Below are 20,438 nucleotides of genomic sequence, written 5' to 3' on the forward strand. Positions count from 1 at the left end.
TAGAAAGAAGTCTTATGCCAAGATATGAGCGACCCACTTCTGATTCAAAATGTTTAGATGAGTTGAATGAAACTGCGCGCGAAAAAAACGGCGCCAGCCTTGTCGGGCCGCGCCGTTTTTTTGTTGATAAGACTTATTGCAAGACTTCGATGACCCCGTCGGCGCTCATGCTCACTTGACTGGTCCCCGCCTCAACTTCCGGCGTCGGCGCCGAATCCATCATGGCGGCTTTCATCATCATCCCGCCGCGTGCGTAAGGTTGTGGATAACCATTGGTGTTGAAGTTCAGGTTGACGATCTTATAACCCTTGCCGCCCAACGCATCGGTGGCCAGTTGGGCGCGAGCCTTGAATGCGCTGACCGCGTCCTTGAGCAGGGCGTCTTCGCTGGACCTGCGCGTGGTGTCAGCGATGGCGAATTCCATGTTTTGCATTTTCAGGGTGTTGAGCAACTCGCCGGTGAGCTTGGACAGCGCCGGGAAGTCTGCGCTCTCCAGGCGTAGTTCGGCGCGTTCACGCCAACCGGTGATCTTCTGATTCTTACTGTCGTAGATCGGGTAGCTGTTGCGGCTGCCCTGACGCAGAGTCACGGCCTTGACTTCGCGGGCCTGGCCCAGGGCCTGGTTCATGGTGGTGGTGATGTCGGCGGCGAGCTTGGCGGGGTCGGCGTTCTGGGATTCGGTATAGAGCGTCACGATCATCTTGTCGCGGGCCACTTCCTGGCTGACTTCGGCGCGCAGGGCGATCTGGTTGTAATGCAACTCATCGGCGGCGACGGCCGGGAGGCTGGCCAGGGTGCTGGCGCTGAGGGTGAGAGCGGCTGCGTTGCGAATGAAACGGGACATGGAAGCTCCTTGGATTGTTCGTATCGGTATGACTGTAGACGGTGGTGCCGGGTTCTTCGGGTTTACACATTCACTACAAGTTGTCGCAGTGCCGACGAACGGTCATTCAGCGCGCCTGCGTCAAAGAGCCACACGCGCCGTGTCTGCCGGTCGGCTTCGTTTATACTCCTGCCGATCCGCCTGCAGCGCTCACCGGGAGAGCTCATGCTCGCCGCCGTAAAACTGACTTCCGCCACCCGCCAGAACCTCTGGCGCCTGACGTTCATTCGCACCTTGGTATTGGCCGCGCAGGCCGGTTCCGTCGGGCTTGCCTATTGGTTCGACCTGCTGCCGCTGCCGTGGCTGCAACTGAGCGTGACCCTGGGTTTTTCCACCGTGTTGTGTGCGTTTACCGCCATCCGGTTGCGTACCACCTGGCCGGTGACCGAGCTGGAATACGCCCTGCAGTTGGCCTGCGACCTGTTTATCCACAGTGTGTTGCTGTATTTCTCTGGTGGTTCCACCAATCCGTTCGTTTCGTATTACCTGGTGCCCTTGACCATAGCGGCCGTGACCTTGCCGTGGCGCTACTCGGTGATACTCTCCGGCATTGCCCTGACCCTGTACACCTTGCTGCTGGCGCAGTTCTACCCGCTGCAGACGTTCCCCATCGCCCGGGAAAACCTGCAGATCTACGGGATGTGGCTGAGCTTCGCGCTGTCGGCCGCAGTCATCACCTTTTTTGCCGCGCGCATGGCCGAAGAACTGCGCCGCCAGGAAGAATTGCGCGCCATCCGCCGCGAAGAAGGCCTGCGCGACCAGCAACTGCTGGCCGTCGCGACCCAGGCCGCCGGTGCGGCCCATGAGTTGGGCACGCCCCTGGCGACCATGAGCGTGCTGCTCAACGAAATGACCCAGGACCATCACGATCCGGCGCTGCAAGAAGACCTCGGCGTGCTGCGCGAACAGGTCAAGCAGTGCAAGCAAACCTTGCAGCAACTGGTGCGCGCCGCCGAAGCCAACCGCCGCCTGGCGGTGGAGATGCAGGACGTGACCCAGTGGCTCGACGAAGCCCTGAACCGCTGGCACCTGATGCGCCCCGAAGCCAGTTACCGTTTCCACCTGCTGGGGCAGGGCAGCGTGCCGCGCATGGCGCCGCCGCCGGACCTGACCCAGGCCCTGCTCAACCTGTTGAACAATGCCGCCGATGCCTGCCCCGAAGGCCTGGAAGTGCAGCTGGACTGGGACACGGAAAACCTCACCATCAGCATTCGTGACCACGGCGCGGGCGTGCCGCTGGCTATTGCCGAGCAGATCGGTAAACCTTTCTTTACCACCAAGGGCAAAGGCTTCGGCCTCGGCCTGTTTTTGAGCAAGGCCAGCGTGACCCGCGCGGGCGGCTCAGTGAAGCTCTATAGTCATGAGGAAGGCGGCACGCTCACCGAGCTGCGCCTGCCCCGTGTCGCACGAGGAGATATCGATGAGTGATGAGATCCAAGTCGAAGGCGAAGAACTGCCGCACCTGTTGCTGGTAGATGATGACGCTACCTTTACCCGCGTCATGGCGCGTGCCATGAGCCGTCGCGGTTTCCGCGTCAGCACCGCGGGCTCCGCGGAAGAGGGCCTGAGCATCGCCCAGGCCGACCTGCCGGACTACGCCGCGCTCGACCTGAAAATGGACGGCGACTCCGGCCTGGTGCTGCTGCCCAAGCTGCTCGAACTCGATCCGGAAATGCGCGTGGTGATCCTCACTGGTTATTCCAGCATTGCCACCGCTGTCGAAGCCATCAAGCGTGGCGCCTGCAACTACCTGTGCAAACCGGCGGACGCCGACGACGTGCTGGCCGCCTTGCTCTCCGAGCATGCCGACCTCGACACCCTGGTGCCGGAAAACCCGATGTCGGTGGACCGCCTGCAGTGGGAACACATCCAGCGCGTGCTGACCGAGCATGAAGGCAATATCTCGGCCACCGCCCGCGCGCTGGGCATGCACCGGCGTACCCTGCAACGCAAGCTGCAGAAGCGCCCGGTACGGCGCTGAACGCCGGCTGAACAATCTACTTCAGGCCGCACGGCGCCTTGAACCGATGCTCTATGATCGGTTCAAACGCCTGCCATCTATTTCCTACCGAGCCTGAACGATGAATCAGAACGCTGAGTATTCCGCGGTCAACGACGCGGTGCGTGGGCACTTTTTTCGCCGAACCTGGGCGATGATCACGCCCTATTGGCGCAGTGAAGAAAAGGGCAAGGCATGGTTGCTGTTGTTGGCGGTGATTGGTTTGTCGCTGTTCAGCGTCGCGATCTCCGTGTGGATCAACCACTGGTACAAGGATTTCTACAACGCCCTGGAACATAAGGACACGGCGGCCTTCTGGCAACTGATCGGCTATTTTGGCGGCATTGCTGCGGTGGCCATCCTCGGTGCGGTTTATCGCTTGTACCTGACCCAGATGCTGACCATCCGCTGGCGGGCCTGGTTGACCGAAAAACACTTCGCACGCTGGCTCAGCGACAAAAACTACTACCAGCTGGAGCAGGGCGGTTATACCGATAACCCGGACCAGCGGATCTCCGAAGACCTCAATAACTTCACCTCCAGCAGCTTGAGCCTCGGCCTGGGTCTGCTGCGCAATGTGGTCAGCCTGGTGTCGTTTTCGATCATCCTGTGGGGTGTGTCGGGCAGCATCGAAGTGTTCGGTATCACCATTCCCGGCTACATGTTCTGGTGTGCATTGCTCTATGCCGCCGTGGGCAGTTGGCTGACGCACCTGATCGGGCGTCGCTTGATCGGGCTGAACAATCAACAACAACGCTTCGAGGCGGATTTGCGCTTCTCGATGGTCCGGGTCCGCGAGAATGCCGAGAGCATCGCCTTGTACAACGGCGAGCCCAACGAAAATCGCCGTTTGAGCCAACGCTTCGGCCGGGTCTGGCATAACTTCTGGGACATCATGAAAGTGTCCAAGCGCCTGACTTTCTTCACCGCCGGCTACAGCCAGATCGCAATCATCTTCCCGTTCATCGTCGCCGCGCCGCGCTACTTCACCGGCAAGATCGAGCTGGGCGAGCTGATGCAAATCAACTCGGCGTTCGGCAACGTCCAGGATAACTTCAGCTGGTTTATCGGCGCGTACACGGAGCTGGCCAGTTGGCGCGCCACCAGTGATCGTCTGCTGAGTTTCCAGCAGGCCATGGGCGATAACGAGCAGCGCCCTGCGGCCATCGACGTGCGCCCGGAAGGCGAGCGCCTGGTGGTAGAGAAGCTCGGCATGGACCTGGCCGATGGCCGCCACTTGCTCGCCGGCGCCGACATGGTCGTCGAGCCGGGCCAGCGCCTGATGCTCAGCGGGCGTTCCGGCAGCGGTAAAAGTACGTTGCTGCGTGCCATGGGCCAGCTGTGGCCGGCGGGCCATGGCAGCATCCGCCTGCCGGAGGCGCGTTACCTGTTCCTGCCGCAGAAGCCGTATCTGCCGATCGGCACGTTGAAGGCCGCGCTGAGTTATCCACAGGACGACGGCGTGTACATGGACGAACGTTATGCACAGGTCCTGGAAACCTGCCGCTTGCCGCATCTGGTCGCGCGGCTGGACGAAGCCAACCACTGGCAGCGCATGCTCTCTCCCGGCGAGCAACAGCGCCTGGCCTTTGCCCGTGCGTTGTTGTTCGCACCGCAGTGGCTGTACATGGACGAAGCGACATCGGCCATGGATGAAGAGGATGAGGCGACGTTGTACCAGGCGTTGATCGATGAGCTGCCGGGGCTGAGCATCGTCAGCGTCGGCCATCGCAGCAGCCTCAAGCGCTTCCATGGGCGGCATGTGCGGATCGAAAGCGGCCACCTGCAAGAACAACCCGTGTCCTGAGGCCGGACTCGGTCAGTGTGGGAGGGAGCTTGCTCCCGATAGCAGTGTGTCAGTCAGCCCATATATCAACTGATCCGCCGCTATCGGGAGCAAGCTCCCTCCCACAATGGCATCCCCGCTGGTCTGGAGATTGAGGCCCAACAAAAAGCCCGGCTGATCATCGATCAGCCGGGCTTTTTTACAGCGCCTGAAAAGACTTACTTCTTCAAGCCGTAATGCTCATCCAGCATGCCAGGGGCGTTCGGCGTTTTTGGCGCGTAGTCCCGTGGCGGCTCCTGGTTTTCCCGTGGCGGGGTCAGGCGTTCCCGTGGGGTTTGCGGTGCATCGGAATGCAGCGCGGCCAGCAGGCGCTGACGGGTGATGTCGTCGAGCGCCAGGCGGTTGGCGCCGTCGGCGAGGTGATCCTGTACTTCCTGGTAGCTCTGGGTGAGCTTCTTGACCAGGGTCGCGGTGCTGTTGAAGTGGGTAACAACCTCGTTCTGATAACTGTCAAAACGTTCCTGAATGTCATCCAACTGACGCTGCGTGCGGTTAGGCGCGGCATTCGGCAGCAAGCGAGCAACCAGGAATCCAATGGCGACACCGGCAACCAGGGCAAGAGTCGGCAACAACCAAACTAAGAGCGAGTGTTCCACGAGTCCTTCCTCTATAAACGGCTTTGCTTTACGTTAACGGCTCGGACCTGCGCTGTATACCGCGATTAAGCTCGCAATGATGCCATGCACAGACTTTTAGCTAGACGAGTCGACCCTTTGAGAGGTCACGGAGTTCATTCCTTGCTCATGCGTGAAACCCCTGTTTTGATCGATGGCCCGGTAGGCCAATTGGAAGCCCTGTACCTGGATCAGCCCGCGCCACGTGGCCTGGCGCTGATCTGCCACCCTAACCCGGTGCAGGGTGGGACCATGCTCAATAAAGTTGTTTCGACCCTGCAACGCACCGCCCGCGATGCCGGTTTGATCACCTTGCGATTCAATTACCGTGGCGTCGGTGCCAGCGCCGGCACCCATGACATGGCCAGCGGTGAAGTGGACGATGCCGAAGCGGCCGCCACCTGGTTGCGCAAGAAACACCCCGACCTGCCGATCACCTTGCTCGGTTTTTCGTTTGGTGGCTATGTCGCCGCCAGCCTCGGCGGTCGTCTGGAAGCCAAGGGCGAAAAGCTCGCGCACCTGTTCATGGTCGCCGCCGCGGTGATGCGCCTGGGCGATGCCGACCTGCTGCCGCAGAACTGCCCGCTGACCCTGATCCAGCCGGAAACCGACGAAGTGGTCGACCCGCAATGCGTCTACGACTGGTCCGCCGCCCTGAAACGCCCCCATGAGCTGCTGAAAGTGGCAGAATGCGGACACTTTTTTCATGGCAAGCTCACCGATCTCAAGGATCTGGTGCTGCCGCGCCTCTCGAATTGATAGCTGTCTGATAAGCGATTACCCATGACGACTCGTACCCGTATCCTCACCGGCATCACCACCACCGGCACGCCACACTTGGGCAACTACGCCGGTGCGATCCGCCCGGCGATCCTTGCCAGTCAGGACGCCAATGCCGACTCCTTCTACTTCCTGGCCGACTACCACGCCCTGATCAAATGCGATGACCCGCAGCGCATCCAGCGCTCGCGTATGGAAATCGCCGCGACCTGGCTGGCCGGTGGCCTGGATGTGAACCGGGTGACGTTCTATCGCCAGTCCGACATTCCCGAGATCCCCGAGCTGACCTGGCTGCTGACCTGCGTCGCCGCCAAGGGCCTGCTCAACCGCGCCCATGCCTACAAGGCGTCGGTGGACAAGAACGTGGAAAACGGCGAAGACCCGGATGCGGGCATCACCATGGGCCTGTACAGCTACCCGGTGCTGATGGCGGCGGACATTTTGATGTTCAACGCGCACAAGGTGCCGGTGGGCCGCGACCAGATCCAGCACGTGGAAATGGCCCGCGACATCGGCCAGCGCTTCAACCACCTGTTCGGCAACGGTAAAGAGTTCTTCACCCTGCCCGAGGCGGTGATCGAAGAAAGCGTCGCCACCTTGCCGGGCCTGGACGGTCGCAAGATGTCGAAGAGCTACGACAACACCATCCCGTTGTTCACCAGCGCCAAGGACATGAAAGACGCGATCTCGCGGATCGTCACCGACTCCCGCGCGCCCGGCGAAGCCAAGGACCCGGACAATTCGCACCTGTTCACCCTGTACCAGGCGTTTGCCAGCAAGGCCCAGGAACAGGAATTCCGCGCCGAGTTGCTGCAAGGCCTGGGCTGGGGCGAGGCGAAGAACCGTCTGTTCCAACTGCTGGACGGGCAACTGGGTGAAGCCCGTGAGCGTTACCACCAATTGATGTCGCGCCCGGCGGACATGGAAGACCTGCTGCTGATCGGCGCCCAAAAAGCCCGCGCCGTGGCCGCGCCGTTCCTCGCCGAGCTGCGTGAGGCCGTTGGCCTGCGTTCGTTCGTCAACCAGGCCGCGGCGCCGGTCAGCACCAAGAAAAAGGCCGCGAAAGCCGCGCGCTTCGTGAGTTTCCGCGAAGACGACGGCAGCTTCCGCTTCCGCCTGCTGGCGGCCGATGGCGAGCAACTGCTGCTGTCGCGCAACTTCGCCGACGGCAAGGCGGCGGGCGCCGTGACCAAGCAATTGCAAAGCGGCGCCGCGCTGGACGTGCGCCCTGAAGCCCTGAGCTTCAGCGTATGGCTGGACGACGCTGCGGTTGCCGACAGCGCGCCATTCGCCGACACCGCGTCGCGCGATGCCGCCATCGCCGCCTTGCGCGTTGCGCTGACCCCCCTCGAGGATTAACCCGACCAAGGGTTGATTGCCATTATCCGGGGCCGTCGTTACAGTGACGGCCCGTTTTTGTTGCCTTGCTAACGAAATTATGACGCCCCTAGAACGATATCAAGCTGATCTGAAACGCCCTGAATTCTTCCATGACGCGGCCCAGGAAACGGCGGTGCGTCATTTGCAGCGTCTGTACGAAGACCTGGTCGCGGCCTCGCAGAGTAAGCCAGGGATGCTCGGCAAGCTGTTTGGCAAGAAAGATCGCACGCCGGTCAAGGGCCTGTACTTCTGGGGCGGCGTGGGTCGCGGCAAGACCTACCTGGTGGACACGTTCTTCGAAGCGCTGCCGTTCAAGGAAAAGGTCCGCACGCACTTCCACCGCTTCATGAAGCGCGTCCATGAAGAGATGAAAACCCTGCCGGGCGAGAAAAACCCGTTGACCATCATCGCCAAGCGGTTCTCCGCAGAGGCGCGGGTGATCTGCTTCGATGAGTTCTTCGTCTCCGACATCACCGACGCCATGATCCTCGGCACCCTGATGGAAGAGCTGTTCAAGAACGGCGTGACCCTGGTCGCCACCTCGAACATCGTGCCCGATGGCCTGTACAAGGACGGCCTGCAACGCGCGCGCTTCCTGCCGGCCATTGCGCTGATCAAGCAGAACACCGAGATCGTCAACGTCGACAGCGGCGTCGATTACCGCCTGCGGCACCTGGAGCAAGCGGAGTTGTTCCACTTCCCGCTCAACGACGCGGCGCAAGATAGCCTGCGCAAAAGCTTCCGCGCCCTCACGCCGGAATGCACCCAGGCGGTGGAAAACGACAAGTTGATCATCGAAAACCGCCAAATCATCGCGCTGCGTACCTGCGATGACGTGGCCTGGTTCGACTTCCGCGAACTGTGCGACGGCCCGCGCAGCCAGAACGACTACATCGAACTGGGCAAGATCTTCCACGCCGTGATCCTCAGTGGCGTGGAGCAGATGAGCGTCAGCACCGACGACATCGCGCGCCGCTTTATCAACATGGTCGACGAGTTCTACGACCGCAACGTCAAGTTGATCATCTCGGCGGAAGTCGAGCTCAAGGACCTCTACACCGGCGGTCGCTTGAACTTCGAATTCCAGCGCACCCTGAGCCGCCTGCTGGAGATGCAATCCCACGAGTTCCTGTCGCGGGCGCACAAACCCTAAGCACGACGCAGTAAAAAGTGTGGGAGGGGGCTTGCCCCCGATAGCGGTGTATCAGTGCCAGATGTACTGACTGATACACCGCTATCGGGAGCAAGCTCCCTCCCACATTTTGTCTCTGTACAGCCCTGATTACGCGGCTTGCTGGAATTGCTGGCGGTACTGGTTCGGTGACAGCTCGGTGTGCTGCCTGAACAGCCGCGCAAAGAAGCTCGCATCGTCGTAGCCCACCTCATAACTGATGGTCTTGATGCTCTTGCGGCTGCCCGAGAGCAGCCCTTTCGCCGTCTCGATGCGCAAACGTTGCAGGTAATGCAGCGGCTTGTCGCCGGTGGCGGTCTGGAAGCGGCGCATGAAGTTGCGGATGCTCATGCCGTGCTCCCGGGCCACGTCCTCGAAGCGGAACTTGTCGGCGAAATGCTCTTCGAGCCAGTGCTGGATCTGCAGGATGATCACATCCTGGTGCAGCTTCTGCCCGCCGAAACCGATCCGTCCCGGCGAATAGTTGCGCTGCACTTCGTAAAGAATATCGCGGGCCACGGCCTGGGCGATGTTGGCGCCGCAGAAGCGTTCGATCAGATAGATATAGAGGTCGCAGGCCGAGGTGGTGCCGCCGGCGCAGTACAGGTTGTCGGCGTCGGTCAGGTGCTTGTCCTGGTTGAGCTGGACCTTGGGGAAGCGCTCGCTGAAGGCAGTGAAGAAACGCCAGTAGGTGGTCGCCTCCTTGCCATCGAGCAGCCCGGCTTCGGCCAGCCAGAACACCCCGGTCGCTTCGCCGCAGAGCACCGCGCCGCGGGCGTGCTGTTCGCGCAGCCACGGCAGCACTTGCGGGTAGCGCGTACTCAGGGCATCGAAGTCATCCCAGAAGGCCGGCAGCACGATGATGTCGGCGTCTTCCAGGCCGCCGTCCACCGGCATGATCACATCACTGAAGCTGCGCACCGATTGCCCGTCGGGGCTGACCAGGCGCGTTTCGAACGCGGGAGTCAGGCCCAGGCCTTGTTGTTTGCCGTAACGCAGGCTGGCGAGGTGGAAGAAATCCTTGGCTTGCATGAGGGTGGAAGCGAACACCCGATCAATGGCCAAAATGCTGACGCGCCGCAAGGGCGTGGAGATTTGGTTAGACATAATTTCATTTATTCTTATAGGGGAAAGTGGTCACCAGACGGCTGGATCGTCTTATTTTTTGTCGCATGTGTCCAGTGTCCTGTGACGCCTTCGCGGCATAGGCTCTGTGGTTCGTCTTTGTCCGACAATCCACGCAGGTGACCTCATGATCCCCAGAACGTTGTTCAGCCCGGAACACGAACTCTTCCGCCAGAGCGTGCGTACCTTCCTTGAAAAAGACGCTGCGCCGTTCCATGCACAATGGGAGAAGCAGGGCTATATCGACCGTGCGCTGTGGAACAAGGCCGGCGAGGCGGGGATGTTGTGTTCCCATCTGCCGGAGGAGTACGGCGGCCTGGGCGCGGACTTTCTCTACAGCGCGGTGGTGATCGAAGAGATCAGCCGCCTGGGCCTGACCGGCATCGGTTTCTCCCTGCATTCGGACATTGTCGCGCCGTATATCCTGCATTACGGCAGTGAAGCGCTGAAGCACCAATACCTGCCCCAATTGATCTCCGGCGAGAAGGTCACGGCCATCGCCATGACCGAGCCGGGCGCCGGGTCCGACCTGCAAGGGGTCAAGACCACGGCGGTGCTGGACGGCGATGAGTATGTGATCAACGGCTCCAAGACCTTCATCACCAACGGCTTTCTCGCCGACCTGGTGATCGTGGTCGCCAAGACCGACCCCAAGGCCGGCGCCAAGGGCACCAGCCTGTTCCTGGTGGAGGCCGCTACGCCGGGCTTCGACAAGGGCAAGCGCCTGGAAAAGGTCGGCATGAAGGCTCAGGACACCTCGGAGCTGTTCTTCCAGGATGTCCGTGTGCCCAAGGAAAACCTGCTGGGCCAGGCGGGCATGGGCTTCGCCTACTTGATGCAGGAGCTGCCCCAGGAGCGCTTGACCGTGGCGATTGGCGCGCTGGCGTCAGCCGAAGCGGCGCTGCAATGGACCCTCGACTACACCCGTGAGCGCAAGGCCTTCGGCAAGGCGATTGCCGACTTCCAGAACACCCGCTTCAAATTGGCGGAGATGGCCACCGAGATCCAGATCGGCCGCGTGTTCGTCGATAAGTGCCTGGCGTTGCACCTGGAGGGCAAGCTCGACGTGCCCACCGCCGCCATGGCCAAGTACTGGGCCACGGACCTGCAATGCAAGGTGCTCGACGAGTGTGTGCAATTGCACGGCGGCTACGGCTTCATGTGGGAATACCCGATCGCCCGCGCCTGGGCGGATGCGCGGGTGCAGCGGATTTATGCGGGGACCAATGAGATCATGAAGGAGATTATTGCGCGGGCGCTTTGATTTCGATGGTGTGGCTGAGGGCCTCATCGGGGGCAAGCCCCCTCCCACGTTTTACTGGGTTCACACGGCTAAGTGTGGGAGGGGGCTTGCCCCCGATAGCGGTCTAGAGATCAATCAAGGTGCTGGATTAGGATGATCCTTCTGAATCGCCTCAATCCCCTCCAGCACCTCTTTCGACAGTTTCAGGTCAGCGCTGGCAAGGTTGCTGTCCAGTTGCTCCAGGCTCGTCGCACCAATGATGTTGCTGGTCACGAACGGCTGCTGCGTGACGAACGCCAACGCCATCTGCGCCGGGTCCAGGCCGTGTTTGCGGGCCAGGGCCACATAACGGCTGCACGCTGCTTCCGACTGCGGGTTGAAATAGCGGCTGAAGCGGCTGTATTCGGTCAGGCGGGCTTTTGCCGGGCGCGCACCGCCTTCGTATTTGCCGCTGAGCATGCCGAATGCCAGGGGCGAATAAGCCAGCAGACCGCACTGTTCGCGAATGGCGATTTCCGCCAGGCCCACTTCAAAGCTGCGGTTGAGCAGGTTGTAGGGGTTCTGGATCGACACCGCGCGGGTCCAGCCGCGGGCTTCGGCCAGGGCGAGGAACTTCATGGTGCCCCACGGCGTTTCGTTGGACAGACCGATGTGGCGGATCTTGCCGGCCTTCACCTGCGCGTCCAGCGCTTCGAGGGTTTCCTCCAGCGGCGTCAGGTCGTCTTCGTCCTTGTGCTTGTAGCCCAGCTGGCCGAAGAAGTTGGTGCTGCGCTCCGGCCAGTGCAACTGGTAGAGGTCGATCCAGTCGGTCTGCAGGCGCTTGAGGCTCGCATCCAGGGCTTCGACGATGTGCTGGCGGTTGTGGCGCAGGTGGCCGCCGCGGATATAGTCGATGGTGTTGCCGGGGCCGGCGATCTTGCTGGCGAGAATCCAGTCGGCGCGGTCGCCGCGGCTTTTGAAGTAATTCCCGATGTAGCGCTCGGTGGTGGCATAGGTGTCGGCCTTGGGTGGCACCGGGTACATTTCCGCCGTGTCGAGGAAGTTGATCCCCGCGGCCTTGGCCCGTTCGATCTGCGCGAAGGCCTCTGCCTCGCTGTTCTGCTCGCCCCAGGTCATGGTGCCCAAGGCTATCGCGCTTACGTGCAGATCGGTACGGCCCAGCTGTCGATAATCCATCGGGTGCTCCTTCGGGGAAAACAATCATAAAAGCAGGTTGAATTTTTTTTCGCAATCTGCATAATTGCCCACCTCTTTCTGCAGTGGAAGTGATGCGCCGCCTGCCGAAGAATCTTGCCGTTGAACGGACGCGCCGACCCGAGCCCCCGATAGCGTCTGTATCCGGCTGCCTTTGACTTGTCAAAGTACGCACTATTCAGTAAGATCCGCCGTCTAATTTACAGGGCGGCCCCTGAGGCTATTAAAGAATGACAACTTTTACTGCAAAACCGGAAACAGTTCAGCGCGACTGGTTTGTCGTCGACGCCGCTGGTCAGACTCTGGGTCGTCTGGCCACTGAAGTCGCCAGCCGTCTGCGTGGCAAGCACAAGCCTGAATACACCCCTCACGTTGACACCGGTGACTACATCGTGATCATCAACGCTGAGCAGGTACGTGTTACCGGCAACAAAGCGCAAGACAAAATGTACTACCGTCACTCCGGTTTCCCAGGCGGCATCAAGTCTTCCAATTTCGAAGGTCTGATCGCCAAGAAGCCTGAGGCCCCGATTGAAATCGCGGTTAAAGGCATGCTGCCGAAGGGCCCACTGGGTCGCGATATGTTTCGCAAGCTGAAAGTCTATGCGGGCGCTGCTCACCCTCATGCTGCTCAGCAGCCCCAAGAACTGAAGTTTTAACGGAATAGTTCATTATGTCGGCGACTCAAAATTACGGCACTGGCCGTCGCAAAACCGCAACCGCACGCGTTTTCCTGCGTCCGGGCACTGGTAACATCTCGATCAACAACCGCACTCTGGACAACTTCTTCGGCCGCGAAACTGCCCGCATGGTAGTTCGTCAGCCGCTGGAATTGACCGAGACTGTTGAAAAGTTCGACATCTACGTCACCGTTATCGGTGGCGGTGTAAGTGGTCAAGCTGGCGCAATCCGCCACGGTATCACTCGCGCTCTGATGCAGTACGACGAAACCCTGCGTGGCGCTCTGCGCAAAGCTGGCTTCGTGACTCGTGATGCTCGTGAAGTTGAACGTAAGAAAGTCGGTCTGCGTAAAGCGCGTAAGCGTCCGCAGTACTCGAAGCGTTAATTCGCTTTACGTTCCACAAAAACGCCCAGCCTCCTTACGGAGCTGGGCGTTTTTTATTGCCTGCTATTTATGCATAAATTTCGGCGTGACAACTTGCCACAGCCGTAGACCCCCTATACTACAAGGCTTGGAGCTGGAGCTCCGGGTAATTCCCTTGTCAGGGGTGGGGCTTTTCATTACCATTCGGCAAAATTTTTATAAGTTCAGATTTAATACTTAGTAGACGCCTGATTTAACAGGCCAAAAAGCTGATGGGAGAGGACTGAATGAGCAATGACGGCGTGAATGCAGGCCGGCGTCGCTTCTTGGTAGCAGCCACATCCGTGGTGGGTGCTGCAGGAGCGGTGGGGGCTGCGGTCCCGTTCGTGGGGTCATGGTTTCCCAGTGCCAAGGCGAAAGCCGCAGGTGCACCGGTGAAGGTGAATATCAGCAAGATCGAGCCAGGCCAGCAGATGATTGCTGAGTGGCGCGGTCAGCCGGTCTTCATTGTTCGTCGAACGGAGGAAATCCTGGGAAATCTGAAAAAGATCGAAGGCCAGTTGTCTGACCCCAAATCTGAGTTTTCCGACCAACCCGCCTACGCCAAAAACGAAGCACGTTCGATCAAGCCAGAGATTCTGCTGCTGGTCGGGCTGTGTACCCACCTGGGATGCTCACCTACTTTCCGCCCTGAAGTGGCGCCGGTCGACCTGGGCAAAGATTGGGTCGGCGGCTATTTCTGCCCCTGCCACGGTTCGCACTACGACCTGGCCGGACGCGTCTACAAGTCGCAACCTGCTCCACTGAACCTACCCGTGCCTCCGCATAACTACGAATCTAACGACATCATTGTCATTGGCCTCGACAAGGAGAACGCGTGATGAGTAAGTTCATGGATTGGGTGGATGCGCGCTTCCCCGCCACCAAAATGTGGGAAGACCATCTCAGCAAGTATTACGCGCCAAAAAACTTCAACTTCTTCTACTTCTTCGGCTCCCTGGCACTGCTGGTGCTGGTCAACCAGATCGTCACCGGCGTCTGGCTGACCATGAGCTACACCCCTTCGGCGGAGGAGGCATTCGCTTCCGTCGAATACATCATGCGTGACGTCGAGTACGGCTCGATCCTGCGCCTGTTGCACTCCACCGGCGCCTCGGCGTTCTTCATCGTGGTCTACCTGCATATGTTCCGTGGTTTGCTCTACGGTTCGTACCAGAAGCCTCGTGAGCTGGTGTGGGTGTTCGGCATGCTGATCTACCTGGCGCTGATGGCTGAAGCCTTCATGGGCTACCTGCTGCCGTGGGGCCAGATGTCGTACTGGGGCGCCCAGGTGATCATCTCGCTGTTCGGTGCGATCCCGGTGATCGGCAACGACCTGACGCAGTGGATCCGTGGTGACTACCTGATCTCGGGCATCACCCTGAACCGCTTCTTCGCCTTGCACGTAGTGGCCTTGCCGATCGTGATTCTCGGTCTGGTGGTGCTGCACATCCTGGCGCTGCACGAAGTGGGTTCCAACAACCCCGACGGTGTGGACATCAAGAAGCACAAGGACGAGAACGGCATCCCGCTGGATGGCATCCCGTTCCACCCGTACTACACCGTGAAAGACATTGTCGGTGTCGTCGTGTTCCTGTTCGTGTTCTGCTCGATCGTGTTCTTTTTCCCGGAGATGGGTGGTTATTTCCTGGAAAAACCTAACTTCGAACAGGCCAACGCCTTCAAGACACCTGTGCATATTGCCCCGGTCTGGTACTTCACGCCGTTCTACGCGATCTTGCGGGCGATCCCCGACAAGCTCATGGGCGTAATCGCCATGGGTGCGGCCATCGCGGTGCTGTTCGTGCTGCCTTGGCTCGACCGAAGCCCGGTCAAGTCCATGCGCTACAAGGGCTGGCTGAGTAAGATCTGGCTGTGGGTGTTCTGCATTGCGTTCGTGATCCTGGGTGTACTGGGCGTACTGGCGCCAACCCCTGAGCGCACGTTGCTGTCGCAGGTCTGCACCTTCCTGTACTTCGCCTACTTCATTCTGATGCCGTTCTATACCCGGCTAGAGAAGACCAAACCGGTTCCGGAAAGGGTGACTGGCTGATGAAAAAATTATTCGTTGCATTGATGCTTGCGGCGCTGCCGCTACTGTCCTTCGCTTCCGAGCAAGGCCCTGAGTTGGAAAAAGTCGCTATCGACGTGTCTGACAAAGCGGCCATGCAGGACGGCGCACGCACGTTCGCCAACTATTGCATGGGTTGCCACAGCGCCAAGTTCCAGCGTTACGAGCGTGTTGCCGATGACCTGGGCATCCCGCACGAGGTGATGCTCGACAAGCTGGTGTTCACCGGCGCCAAGATTGGCGACCACATGAATATCGGCATGCAGCCAGCGGACGCCAAGAACTGGTTCGGCGCTGCGCCGCCCGACCTGACTTTGGTGGCGCGGGTTCGCGGCACCGATTGGCTCTACGGCTACCTGAAATCCTTCTACGAAGACCCTGCGCGTCCATGGGGCGTGAACAACGTGGTGTTCCCGAACGTCGGTATGCCTAACGTTCTGGTCGGCCTGCAGGGTCGCCAAGTGATAGGATGCAAGCAGGTTCAGGTAGTCGAGGGCGGCAAGAAGCAATTTGACCCGTTGACCGGCACGCCGCTGACACATGAAGCGTGCGATCAACTGACCATCGTGCCCAAGTCCGGCGCGCTGAACGAAGAGCAGTTCGACGAGAAGGTCAAGAATCTCGTGACCTTCCTGGCCTACTCGGCCAACCCGGTCAAACTGCAGCACCAGCGCATTGGTACGTATGTCTTGCTGTACCTGGCTTTCTTCTTCGTATTCGCTTATCTGCTCAAGCGCGAATACTGGAAGGATGTGCATTGATCCAACCGTAAGCAATTGCTGTTAATCTTGCGCGCCCAGCGGCATCTCTAACCCGTAGCGACCTGGTCATCAGGTACTACTGAGATGCTCTCTGGGCGCGCTCGTTTTTGAGCTTTCGATAATTTCAACAAGCGAGGAGGACCGCCATGGGCGTGACCAATCGGTTGGCCTGTTACTCCGACCCCGCCGACCACTATTCCCACCGAGTACGCATCGTGCTCGCAGAGAAGGGTGTCAGCGCCGAGATCATCAGTGTGGAGGTGGGTCGTCACCCGCCGAAGCTGATCGAAGTGAACCCTTACGGCAGCTTGCCCACCCTGGTCGATCGTGACCTGGCGTTGTGGGAGTCAACCGTGGTGATGGAATATCTGGATGAGCGTTACCCGCATCCGCCTTTGCTGCCGGTGTACCCGGTGGCGCGTGCCAACAGCCGCCTGCTGATCCATCGGATTCAGCGCGACTGGTGCGGGCTGGTGGATTTGATTCTGGATTCGCGCAGCAAAGAGGCGGCCCGTGTCGTGGCGCGCAAGGAATTGCGCGAGAGCCTGACGGGCGTTTCGCCATTGTTCGCCGACAAGCCTTTTTTCCTCAGTGAGGAACAAAGCCTGGTGGATTGCTGCCTATTACCCATACTCTGGCGCTTGCCGATTATGGGCATTGAACTGCCGCGGCCGGCCAAGCCGCTGCTTGATTACATGGAGCGCCAGTTTGCGCGTGAGGCTTTCCAGGCGAGTCTGTCTGGTGTCGAACGCGATATGCGCTAAGGCTTAAGGAGCCGTTGATGAACTCCAGTCGACCCTACCTGGTTCGCGCGCTCTATGAGTGGATTGTGGACAACGATTGCACCCCGCACATGCTGGTCAATTCCGAGTTTCCTGCGGTTCAGGTTCCGCAGGGTTTTGCCAGCGACGGGCAGATTGTGCTGAACGTATCGCCCAGCGCAGTGCGCCACCTGCACATGGACAACGAGGCAGTCAGCTTCGAAGGGCGTTTCGGCGGTGTGCCGCATACGCTGTACGTGCCGATTGGCGCCATCCTCGGGATCTACGCCCGGGAAAATGGCCAAGGCATGGTGTTCGATCTGGAGTCGCCTTTCGAGGATGACGAAGCGATCGACGGGGAAGACGGCGATGATGTGCCGCCACCGGATACCGAGCCACCGCGTCCAAGCGGCCGGCCGAGTCTGAAAGTGGTGAAGTAAGCGGCTTTTGCCTTCGGGCGCGGCTGAAAAATGCCTCGGCGGTTGCCGGGGCATTTTTTTGCCTGGCCGTTGTAGATGAAAGTCATGCCTGGAACGGTGATCGTACAACCGCCATGGGCTATGATGCCTGTTCAGTTCACCAAGAAAGATGACCCAACATGGAAAACACCAACACCGCCCCTCGTCTTCCCCGCAAGCGCCGCAGCCTTGCCCAGGAATTGGTCACGGTGTTGTCCGAGCAGATCCGCGACGGCCAACTCAAGCGTGGCGACAAACTGCCTACCGAATCGGCGATCATGGACGCCCATGGCGTCAGCCGCACGGTGGTGCGTGAAGCCATCTCACGCTTGCAGGCGGCGGGGCAAGTGGAAACCCGCCACGGTATCGGCACCTTTGTCTTGGATACGCCAAGCCCCAGCGGTTTCCGCATTGACCCGGCCACCATCGTGACCCTGCGCGATGTGCTGGCGATCCTGGAGCTGCGTATCAGCCTGGAAGTGGAATCCGCGGGCCTGGCCGCGTTGCGCCGCAGCGACGAACAACTGGCCGGCATGCGTGCCGCCCTCGACGCCTTGAATGAAAGCGCCGCCCATGCTGGCGATGCGGTGGCGTCGGACTTCCAGTTCCACCTGCAGATTGCCCTGTCCACCGGCAACCGCTACTTCACCGACATCATGACGCACCTGGGCACCAGCATCATTCCGCGTACCCGCCTGAACTCGGCACGCCTGGCCCAGGATGACCAGCAGCACTACATGAAGCGCTTGAGCCGCGAGCACGAAGAAATCTACGAAGCGATCGCGCGCCAGGATTCGGATGCGGCGCGGGCGGCGATGCGCTTGCATTTGACCAACAGTCGCGAGCGGCTGCGCCATGCTCACGAAGAAGCAGAGGCGCAGCGGGGTTAAGGGTAGGTCACGACCTCAAGCGCCACATCAGTGATGGGCTCGTTAAGATCGAACGGGACGGTGAGGAATCGTTTAACTACCTCGTATTGGGTAGCGGCACCTTCAAATTCGAGAATGTCTCCTTTGTAAATCACGCCATCAAAGGTGATCTGCTGTTTTTTGCCGTCCGGCATATTGAGCTCGTATTTCATGGTCTTCACACGCCAGTGTTGGAGGGTGGAGTGTTGCTTTATCTGCATGCGCAAACGGCCGTGAATACCGGTCCAGATACGTCCCCGGGGCAGGTCTGGTGCCTGCGACGAGAGCGATGCGGTGCGGATAAGCGCTGTGTCACTGCGAGACCGTTATCATCAACGGATCAGAATAGAACCTTCCCGATTCGCTGTTTATCGCGTATCGCACCTGCACCGTTTGGTTGACGAATTTCTTCAAGTCATCGGCAGCGATATCGAGCTTGAGATTCGACTCCTTCACGTAATCTTCCTTGTTGGGGTCGTACTGTCCGGCGTTCTTTTCCTGCCCTTCGGCTTCCGGGGACTCGGGGTCCGGTCCTACGATGATAGATACCTGGGCGCTTGCGGAAACCTCATTGGGCTCGGGGATGGAAAACTCTATGCGTGCGCCGCTTGCCAGGCTCACTTGAGCCGGGCAAGAAGCGTCGCCGCCGACAAGGCTCGGGGCTTTAATGGCCATGATTGAGTGCTCCTTTGCACAGAAGCCAGAGAGCCTGGCTCCTATGCGGGGTTATCGCCCTCGTTGAAAATCGGCGTAACTGTTAGAAATCACAGTCACGACAAACGGTACGGCTCAAGCCGGCGTATTGGGTGTGTAGTCCTTCAGCAGCAAGTACGTACTCCACCCCCACCAATCAGCGGTCCAGTGTTTGTCGTTCAGGTCATTCACGTCCTTGCGTCGCAGCACCTTGTCGCCTTCCATCTTGAACAGCGGCGAAAAGTTATTCGCCGGGTTCTGTGCTGCATTCAGGTCCGGCACATACAGCGGCGCCTTGAAGGTGGCCGGGGAGGGCGCGACACCGCTGATAAACGCGTCGAAGACCTCATCGGCCGACGCCTGCACGGCGCGTTTGACCTGCGCCCGGTTGGCCGCGTCGCCGGCGTCGAAATAGCGTTTATCGCCGTAGGCATGCCATTCGTCACCGACTGCATTGCGCACCTTGAGCCCGAACTTGCTGTCTTCATCGTGCATGAAGCGACTGATCAGCGAGCCCAGCTCCCCAGGCGTCACCACGGCGGCCAGCTGTTTGCGCGGCACGCGCAGGTGGCCGGCGGAAAACAGATCGGTCAAGAAGTGATCGGCAAAACTGTTCATCGCATAGGCCAGCTCCAGCGCCTGGTCGGTGCCGCTTTGATGGGCGATGACGGCTTGTTGCAGCGCCGCCGTATGCCCGGCCAGGTAAGCCGACAACGCCCATTCGCCAAAGTGGTCGGCGTTGTCCGCCGCCAGCTTCAAGTAGCGGCCCAGGGGGAACAGTGCCGAGACCGCGCTGCCGCCGCCGGTGATGCGGTTCCACTCTTCAGACAACGTATCTCCGAGCAAGGCGTAGGCGTCGTGGGCGGATTTGCCGTCCTTGATCGCCTGGTTGACCGCGTTGATCTCCTTTTGCATCACCGCCAGGATCTTGTGTGCTTCCTCCCGTGACGCCGGCAGTCCTGCCAGTGAGTTGAATGCGGCGTTAAAGCGTTGCACGCGTTCGGCAGGCGAGGCGCCATCACTGATGGGTTGGCCCGGGATGCCATAAAAGTCACCGCCCAGGGCGATCACTTGCCCGTAAGTCAGCGCCAGGCCGTTGGGCAGGTGCAGCTCGACGAGTCGGGCGGCAATCGCCGGGGCGTCTTTGGCGAAGCGCAACAGTGTGTCGTCGCCGATGGCAGTGTGTTCACCGCCTTCGAAACGCAGGGAGGGTAGGTTTTTTGCGGGTGCTGCGGGTGCTGCGAGTTCAAGACCGGACATGTTAGCTCCTTGCTATGTCGTAGGAATCTTCCTTTATTACTGTATGTATATACAGCTATTCGAGCATAGAGGAAAAAACTCCTACGTCAATGCGCTCTCTCTCAACAGGCGGTTCGATGAATTGCAGTTGACGAAATATTTTATAGTTGTACGATGACGTATGACATAAGCAAAACCAACAACAACCTTTCGCCAGAAAGTCTTTGC

Annotated in this window: 22 protein-coding genes; 15 read left to right on the top strand and 7 right to left on the bottom strand. The window is 59.9% G+C overall.

Going from position 1 to position 20,438, the window contains the following annotated elements:
* Window positions 1–133 precede the first annotated feature (133 nt).
* The gene (locus JN756_RS04825) at window positions 134–844 is read right to left on the bottom strand and encodes an SIMPL domain-containing protein (protein WP_201021899.1); all 711 of its coding nucleotides are present in this window, start codon (window positions 842–844) and stop codon (window positions 134–136) included.
* Window positions 845–1,048: 204 nt separating this feature from the next.
* Here JN756_RS04825 and JN756_RS04830 point away from each other — a divergent pair, with 204 nt between their 5' ends.
* The 3 genes from JN756_RS04830 (at window position 1,049) to JN756_RS04840 (ending at window position 4,689) form a co-directional block, all read left to right on the top strand.
* Window positions 1,049–2,311, top strand: coding sequence for an ATP-binding protein (locus tag JN756_RS04830; protein ID WP_017845431.1), 1,263 nt, complete (start codon window positions 1,049–1,051; stop codon window positions 2,309–2,311).
* Window positions 2,304–2,864 carry a response regulator transcription factor gene (locus JN756_RS04835; RefSeq protein ID WP_004372278.1) on the top strand — a complete coding sequence of 187 codons (561 nt, stop codon included), beginning with the start codon at window positions 2,304–2,306 and terminating at the stop codon, window positions 2,862–2,864. Before JN756_RS04830 ends, JN756_RS04835 begins: the two co-directional genes overlap by 8 nt.
* Before the next feature lie 100 nt (window positions 2,865–2,964).
* Window positions 2,965–4,689 (top strand): ABC transporter ATP-binding protein/permease, encoded by a 1,725-nt coding sequence (locus JN756_RS04840; RefSeq protein ID WP_126587526.1) that lies wholly within the window; start codon window positions 2,965–2,967, stop codon window positions 4,687–4,689.
* Between the two features lie 197 nt (window positions 4,690–4,886).
* Here the strand turns inward: JN756_RS04840 and JN756_RS04845 are convergent, their stop codons facing one another.
* Window positions 4,887–5,324 carry a Z-ring associated ZapG family protein gene (locus tag JN756_RS04845; protein ID WP_003171734.1) on the bottom strand — a complete coding sequence of 146 codons (438 nt, stop codon included), beginning with the start codon at window positions 5,322–5,324 and terminating at the stop codon, window positions 4,887–4,889.
* A 147-nt stretch (window positions 5,325–5,471) separates the two neighbouring features.
* On the opposite strand from JN756_RS04845, the gene JN756_RS04850 reads away from it, so the two are divergent.
* From JN756_RS04850 to zapE, 3 genes are all read left to right on the top strand, one after another.
* Window positions 5,472–6,101, top strand: coding sequence for an alpha/beta hydrolase (locus tag JN756_RS04850; protein WP_026139827.1), 630 nt, complete (start codon window positions 5,472–5,474; stop codon window positions 6,099–6,101).
* A gap of 24 nt (window positions 6,102–6,125) precedes the next feature.
* Complete coding sequence (locus tag JN756_RS04855; RefSeq protein WP_046384702.1) at window positions 6,126–7,481, top strand: tryptophan--tRNA ligase; 1,356 nt, start codon at window positions 6,126–6,128, stop codon at window positions 7,479–7,481.
* A 79-nt stretch (window positions 7,482–7,560) separates the two neighbouring features.
* Complete coding sequence (zapE, locus tag JN756_RS04860) at window positions 7,561–8,655, top strand: cell division protein ZapE (RefSeq protein ID WP_046384701.1); 1,095 nt, start codon at window positions 7,561–7,563, stop codon at window positions 8,653–8,655.
* 129 nt (window positions 8,656–8,784) lie between these two features.
* On the opposite strand, the gene JN756_RS04865 is transcribed toward zapE, so the two are convergent.
* Complete coding sequence (locus JN756_RS04865) at window positions 8,785–9,705, bottom strand: GlxA family transcriptional regulator (protein WP_169850558.1); 921 nt, start codon at window positions 9,703–9,705, stop codon at window positions 8,785–8,787.
* A gap of 220 nt (window positions 9,706–9,925) precedes the next feature.
* On the opposite strand from JN756_RS04865, the gene JN756_RS04870 reads away from it, so the two are divergent.
* Window positions 9,926–11,062, top strand: a complete 1,137-nt coding sequence (locus JN756_RS04870) for an acyl-CoA dehydrogenase family protein (protein WP_017845424.1) — start codon at window positions 9,926–9,928, stop codon at window positions 11,060–11,062.
* A 114-nt stretch (window positions 11,063–11,176) separates the two neighbouring features.
* Here JN756_RS04870 and JN756_RS04875 read toward each other — a convergent pair whose 3' ends face one another.
* Window positions 11,177–12,217 carry an NADP(H)-dependent aldo-keto reductase gene (locus tag JN756_RS04875; RefSeq protein ID WP_057004245.1) on the bottom strand — a complete coding sequence of 347 codons (1,041 nt, stop codon included), beginning with the start codon at window positions 12,215–12,217 and terminating at the stop codon, window positions 11,177–11,179.
* A 248-nt stretch (window positions 12,218–12,465) separates the two neighbouring features.
* Between JN756_RS04875 and rplM the strand changes: the two genes are divergently transcribed.
* From rplM to JN756_RS04915, 8 genes are all read left to right on the top strand, one after another.
* Window positions 12,466–12,894 carry a 50S ribosomal protein L13 gene (gene rplM / locus JN756_RS04880; protein ID WP_010568039.1) on the top strand — a complete coding sequence of 143 codons (429 nt, stop codon included), beginning with the start codon at window positions 12,466–12,468 and terminating at the stop codon, window positions 12,892–12,894.
* 14 nt (window positions 12,895–12,908) lie between these two features.
* A complete protein-coding gene (rpsI, locus tag JN756_RS04885; protein ID WP_003171743.1) occupies window positions 12,909–13,301 on the top strand; it encodes a 30S ribosomal protein S9 in 393 nt (130 codons plus the stop codon).
* A gap of 266 nt (window positions 13,302–13,567) precedes the next feature.
* The gene (petA, locus tag JN756_RS04890) at window positions 13,568–14,161 is read left to right on the top strand and encodes a ubiquinol-cytochrome c reductase iron-sulfur subunit (RefSeq protein ID WP_026139825.1); all 594 of its coding nucleotides are present in this window, start codon (window positions 13,568–13,570) and stop codon (window positions 14,159–14,161) included.
* A complete protein-coding gene (locus tag JN756_RS04895; protein ID WP_017845421.1) occupies window positions 14,161–15,372 on the top strand; it encodes a cytochrome b in 1,212 nt (403 codons plus the stop codon). Before petA ends, JN756_RS04895 begins: the two co-directional genes overlap by 1 nt.
* On the top strand, window positions 15,372–16,151 hold the full coding sequence (locus tag JN756_RS04900; RefSeq protein ID WP_046384697.1) for a cytochrome c1: 780 nt from the start codon (window positions 15,372–15,374) through the stop codon (window positions 16,149–16,151). Before JN756_RS04895 ends, JN756_RS04900 begins: the two co-directional genes overlap by 1 nt.
* A 146-nt stretch (window positions 16,152–16,297) precedes the next feature.
* Complete coding sequence (locus JN756_RS04905) at window positions 16,298–16,915, top strand: glutathione S-transferase N-terminal domain-containing protein (protein WP_010568030.1); 618 nt, start codon at window positions 16,298–16,300, stop codon at window positions 16,913–16,915.
* A 17-nt stretch (window positions 16,916–16,932) separates the two neighbouring features.
* Window positions 16,933–17,352, top strand: coding sequence for a ClpXP protease specificity-enhancing factor (locus JN756_RS04910; RefSeq protein WP_017845419.1), 420 nt, complete (start codon window positions 16,933–16,935; stop codon window positions 17,350–17,352).
* A gap of 158 nt (window positions 17,353–17,510) precedes the next feature.
* Entirely contained in the window at window positions 17,511–18,260 is a 750-nt protein-coding gene (locus JN756_RS04915; protein WP_017845418.1) for a FadR/GntR family transcriptional regulator, read from the top strand.
* Here JN756_RS04915 and JN756_RS04920 read toward each other — a convergent pair.
* The 3 genes from JN756_RS04920 to JN756_RS04930 form a co-directional block, all read right to left on the bottom strand.
* A complete protein-coding gene (locus JN756_RS04920; protein WP_227778786.1) occupies window positions 18,257–18,451 on the bottom strand; it encodes a hypothetical protein in 195 nt (64 codons plus the stop codon). The two genes, JN756_RS04915 and JN756_RS04920, sit on opposite strands and share 4 nt — an antisense overlap.
* A 139-nt stretch (window positions 18,452–18,590) precedes the next feature.
* Entirely contained in the window at window positions 18,591–18,953 is a 363-nt protein-coding gene (locus JN756_RS04925) for a hypothetical protein (protein ID WP_057004246.1), read from the bottom strand.
* Between the two features lie 114 nt (window positions 18,954–19,067).
* Window positions 19,068–20,231, bottom strand: coding sequence for a hypothetical protein (locus JN756_RS04930; RefSeq protein WP_046384695.1), 1,164 nt, complete (start codon window positions 20,229–20,231; stop codon window positions 19,068–19,070).
* Between the last annotated feature and the right edge of the window lie 207 nt (window positions 20,232–20,438).

Origin of the sequence: Pseudomonas sp. Y39-6, assembly GCF_023651955.1 — a bacterium.
GTDB lineage: Bacteria > Pseudomonadota > Gammaproteobacteria > Pseudomonadales > Pseudomonadaceae > Aquipseudomonas > Aquipseudomonas veronii.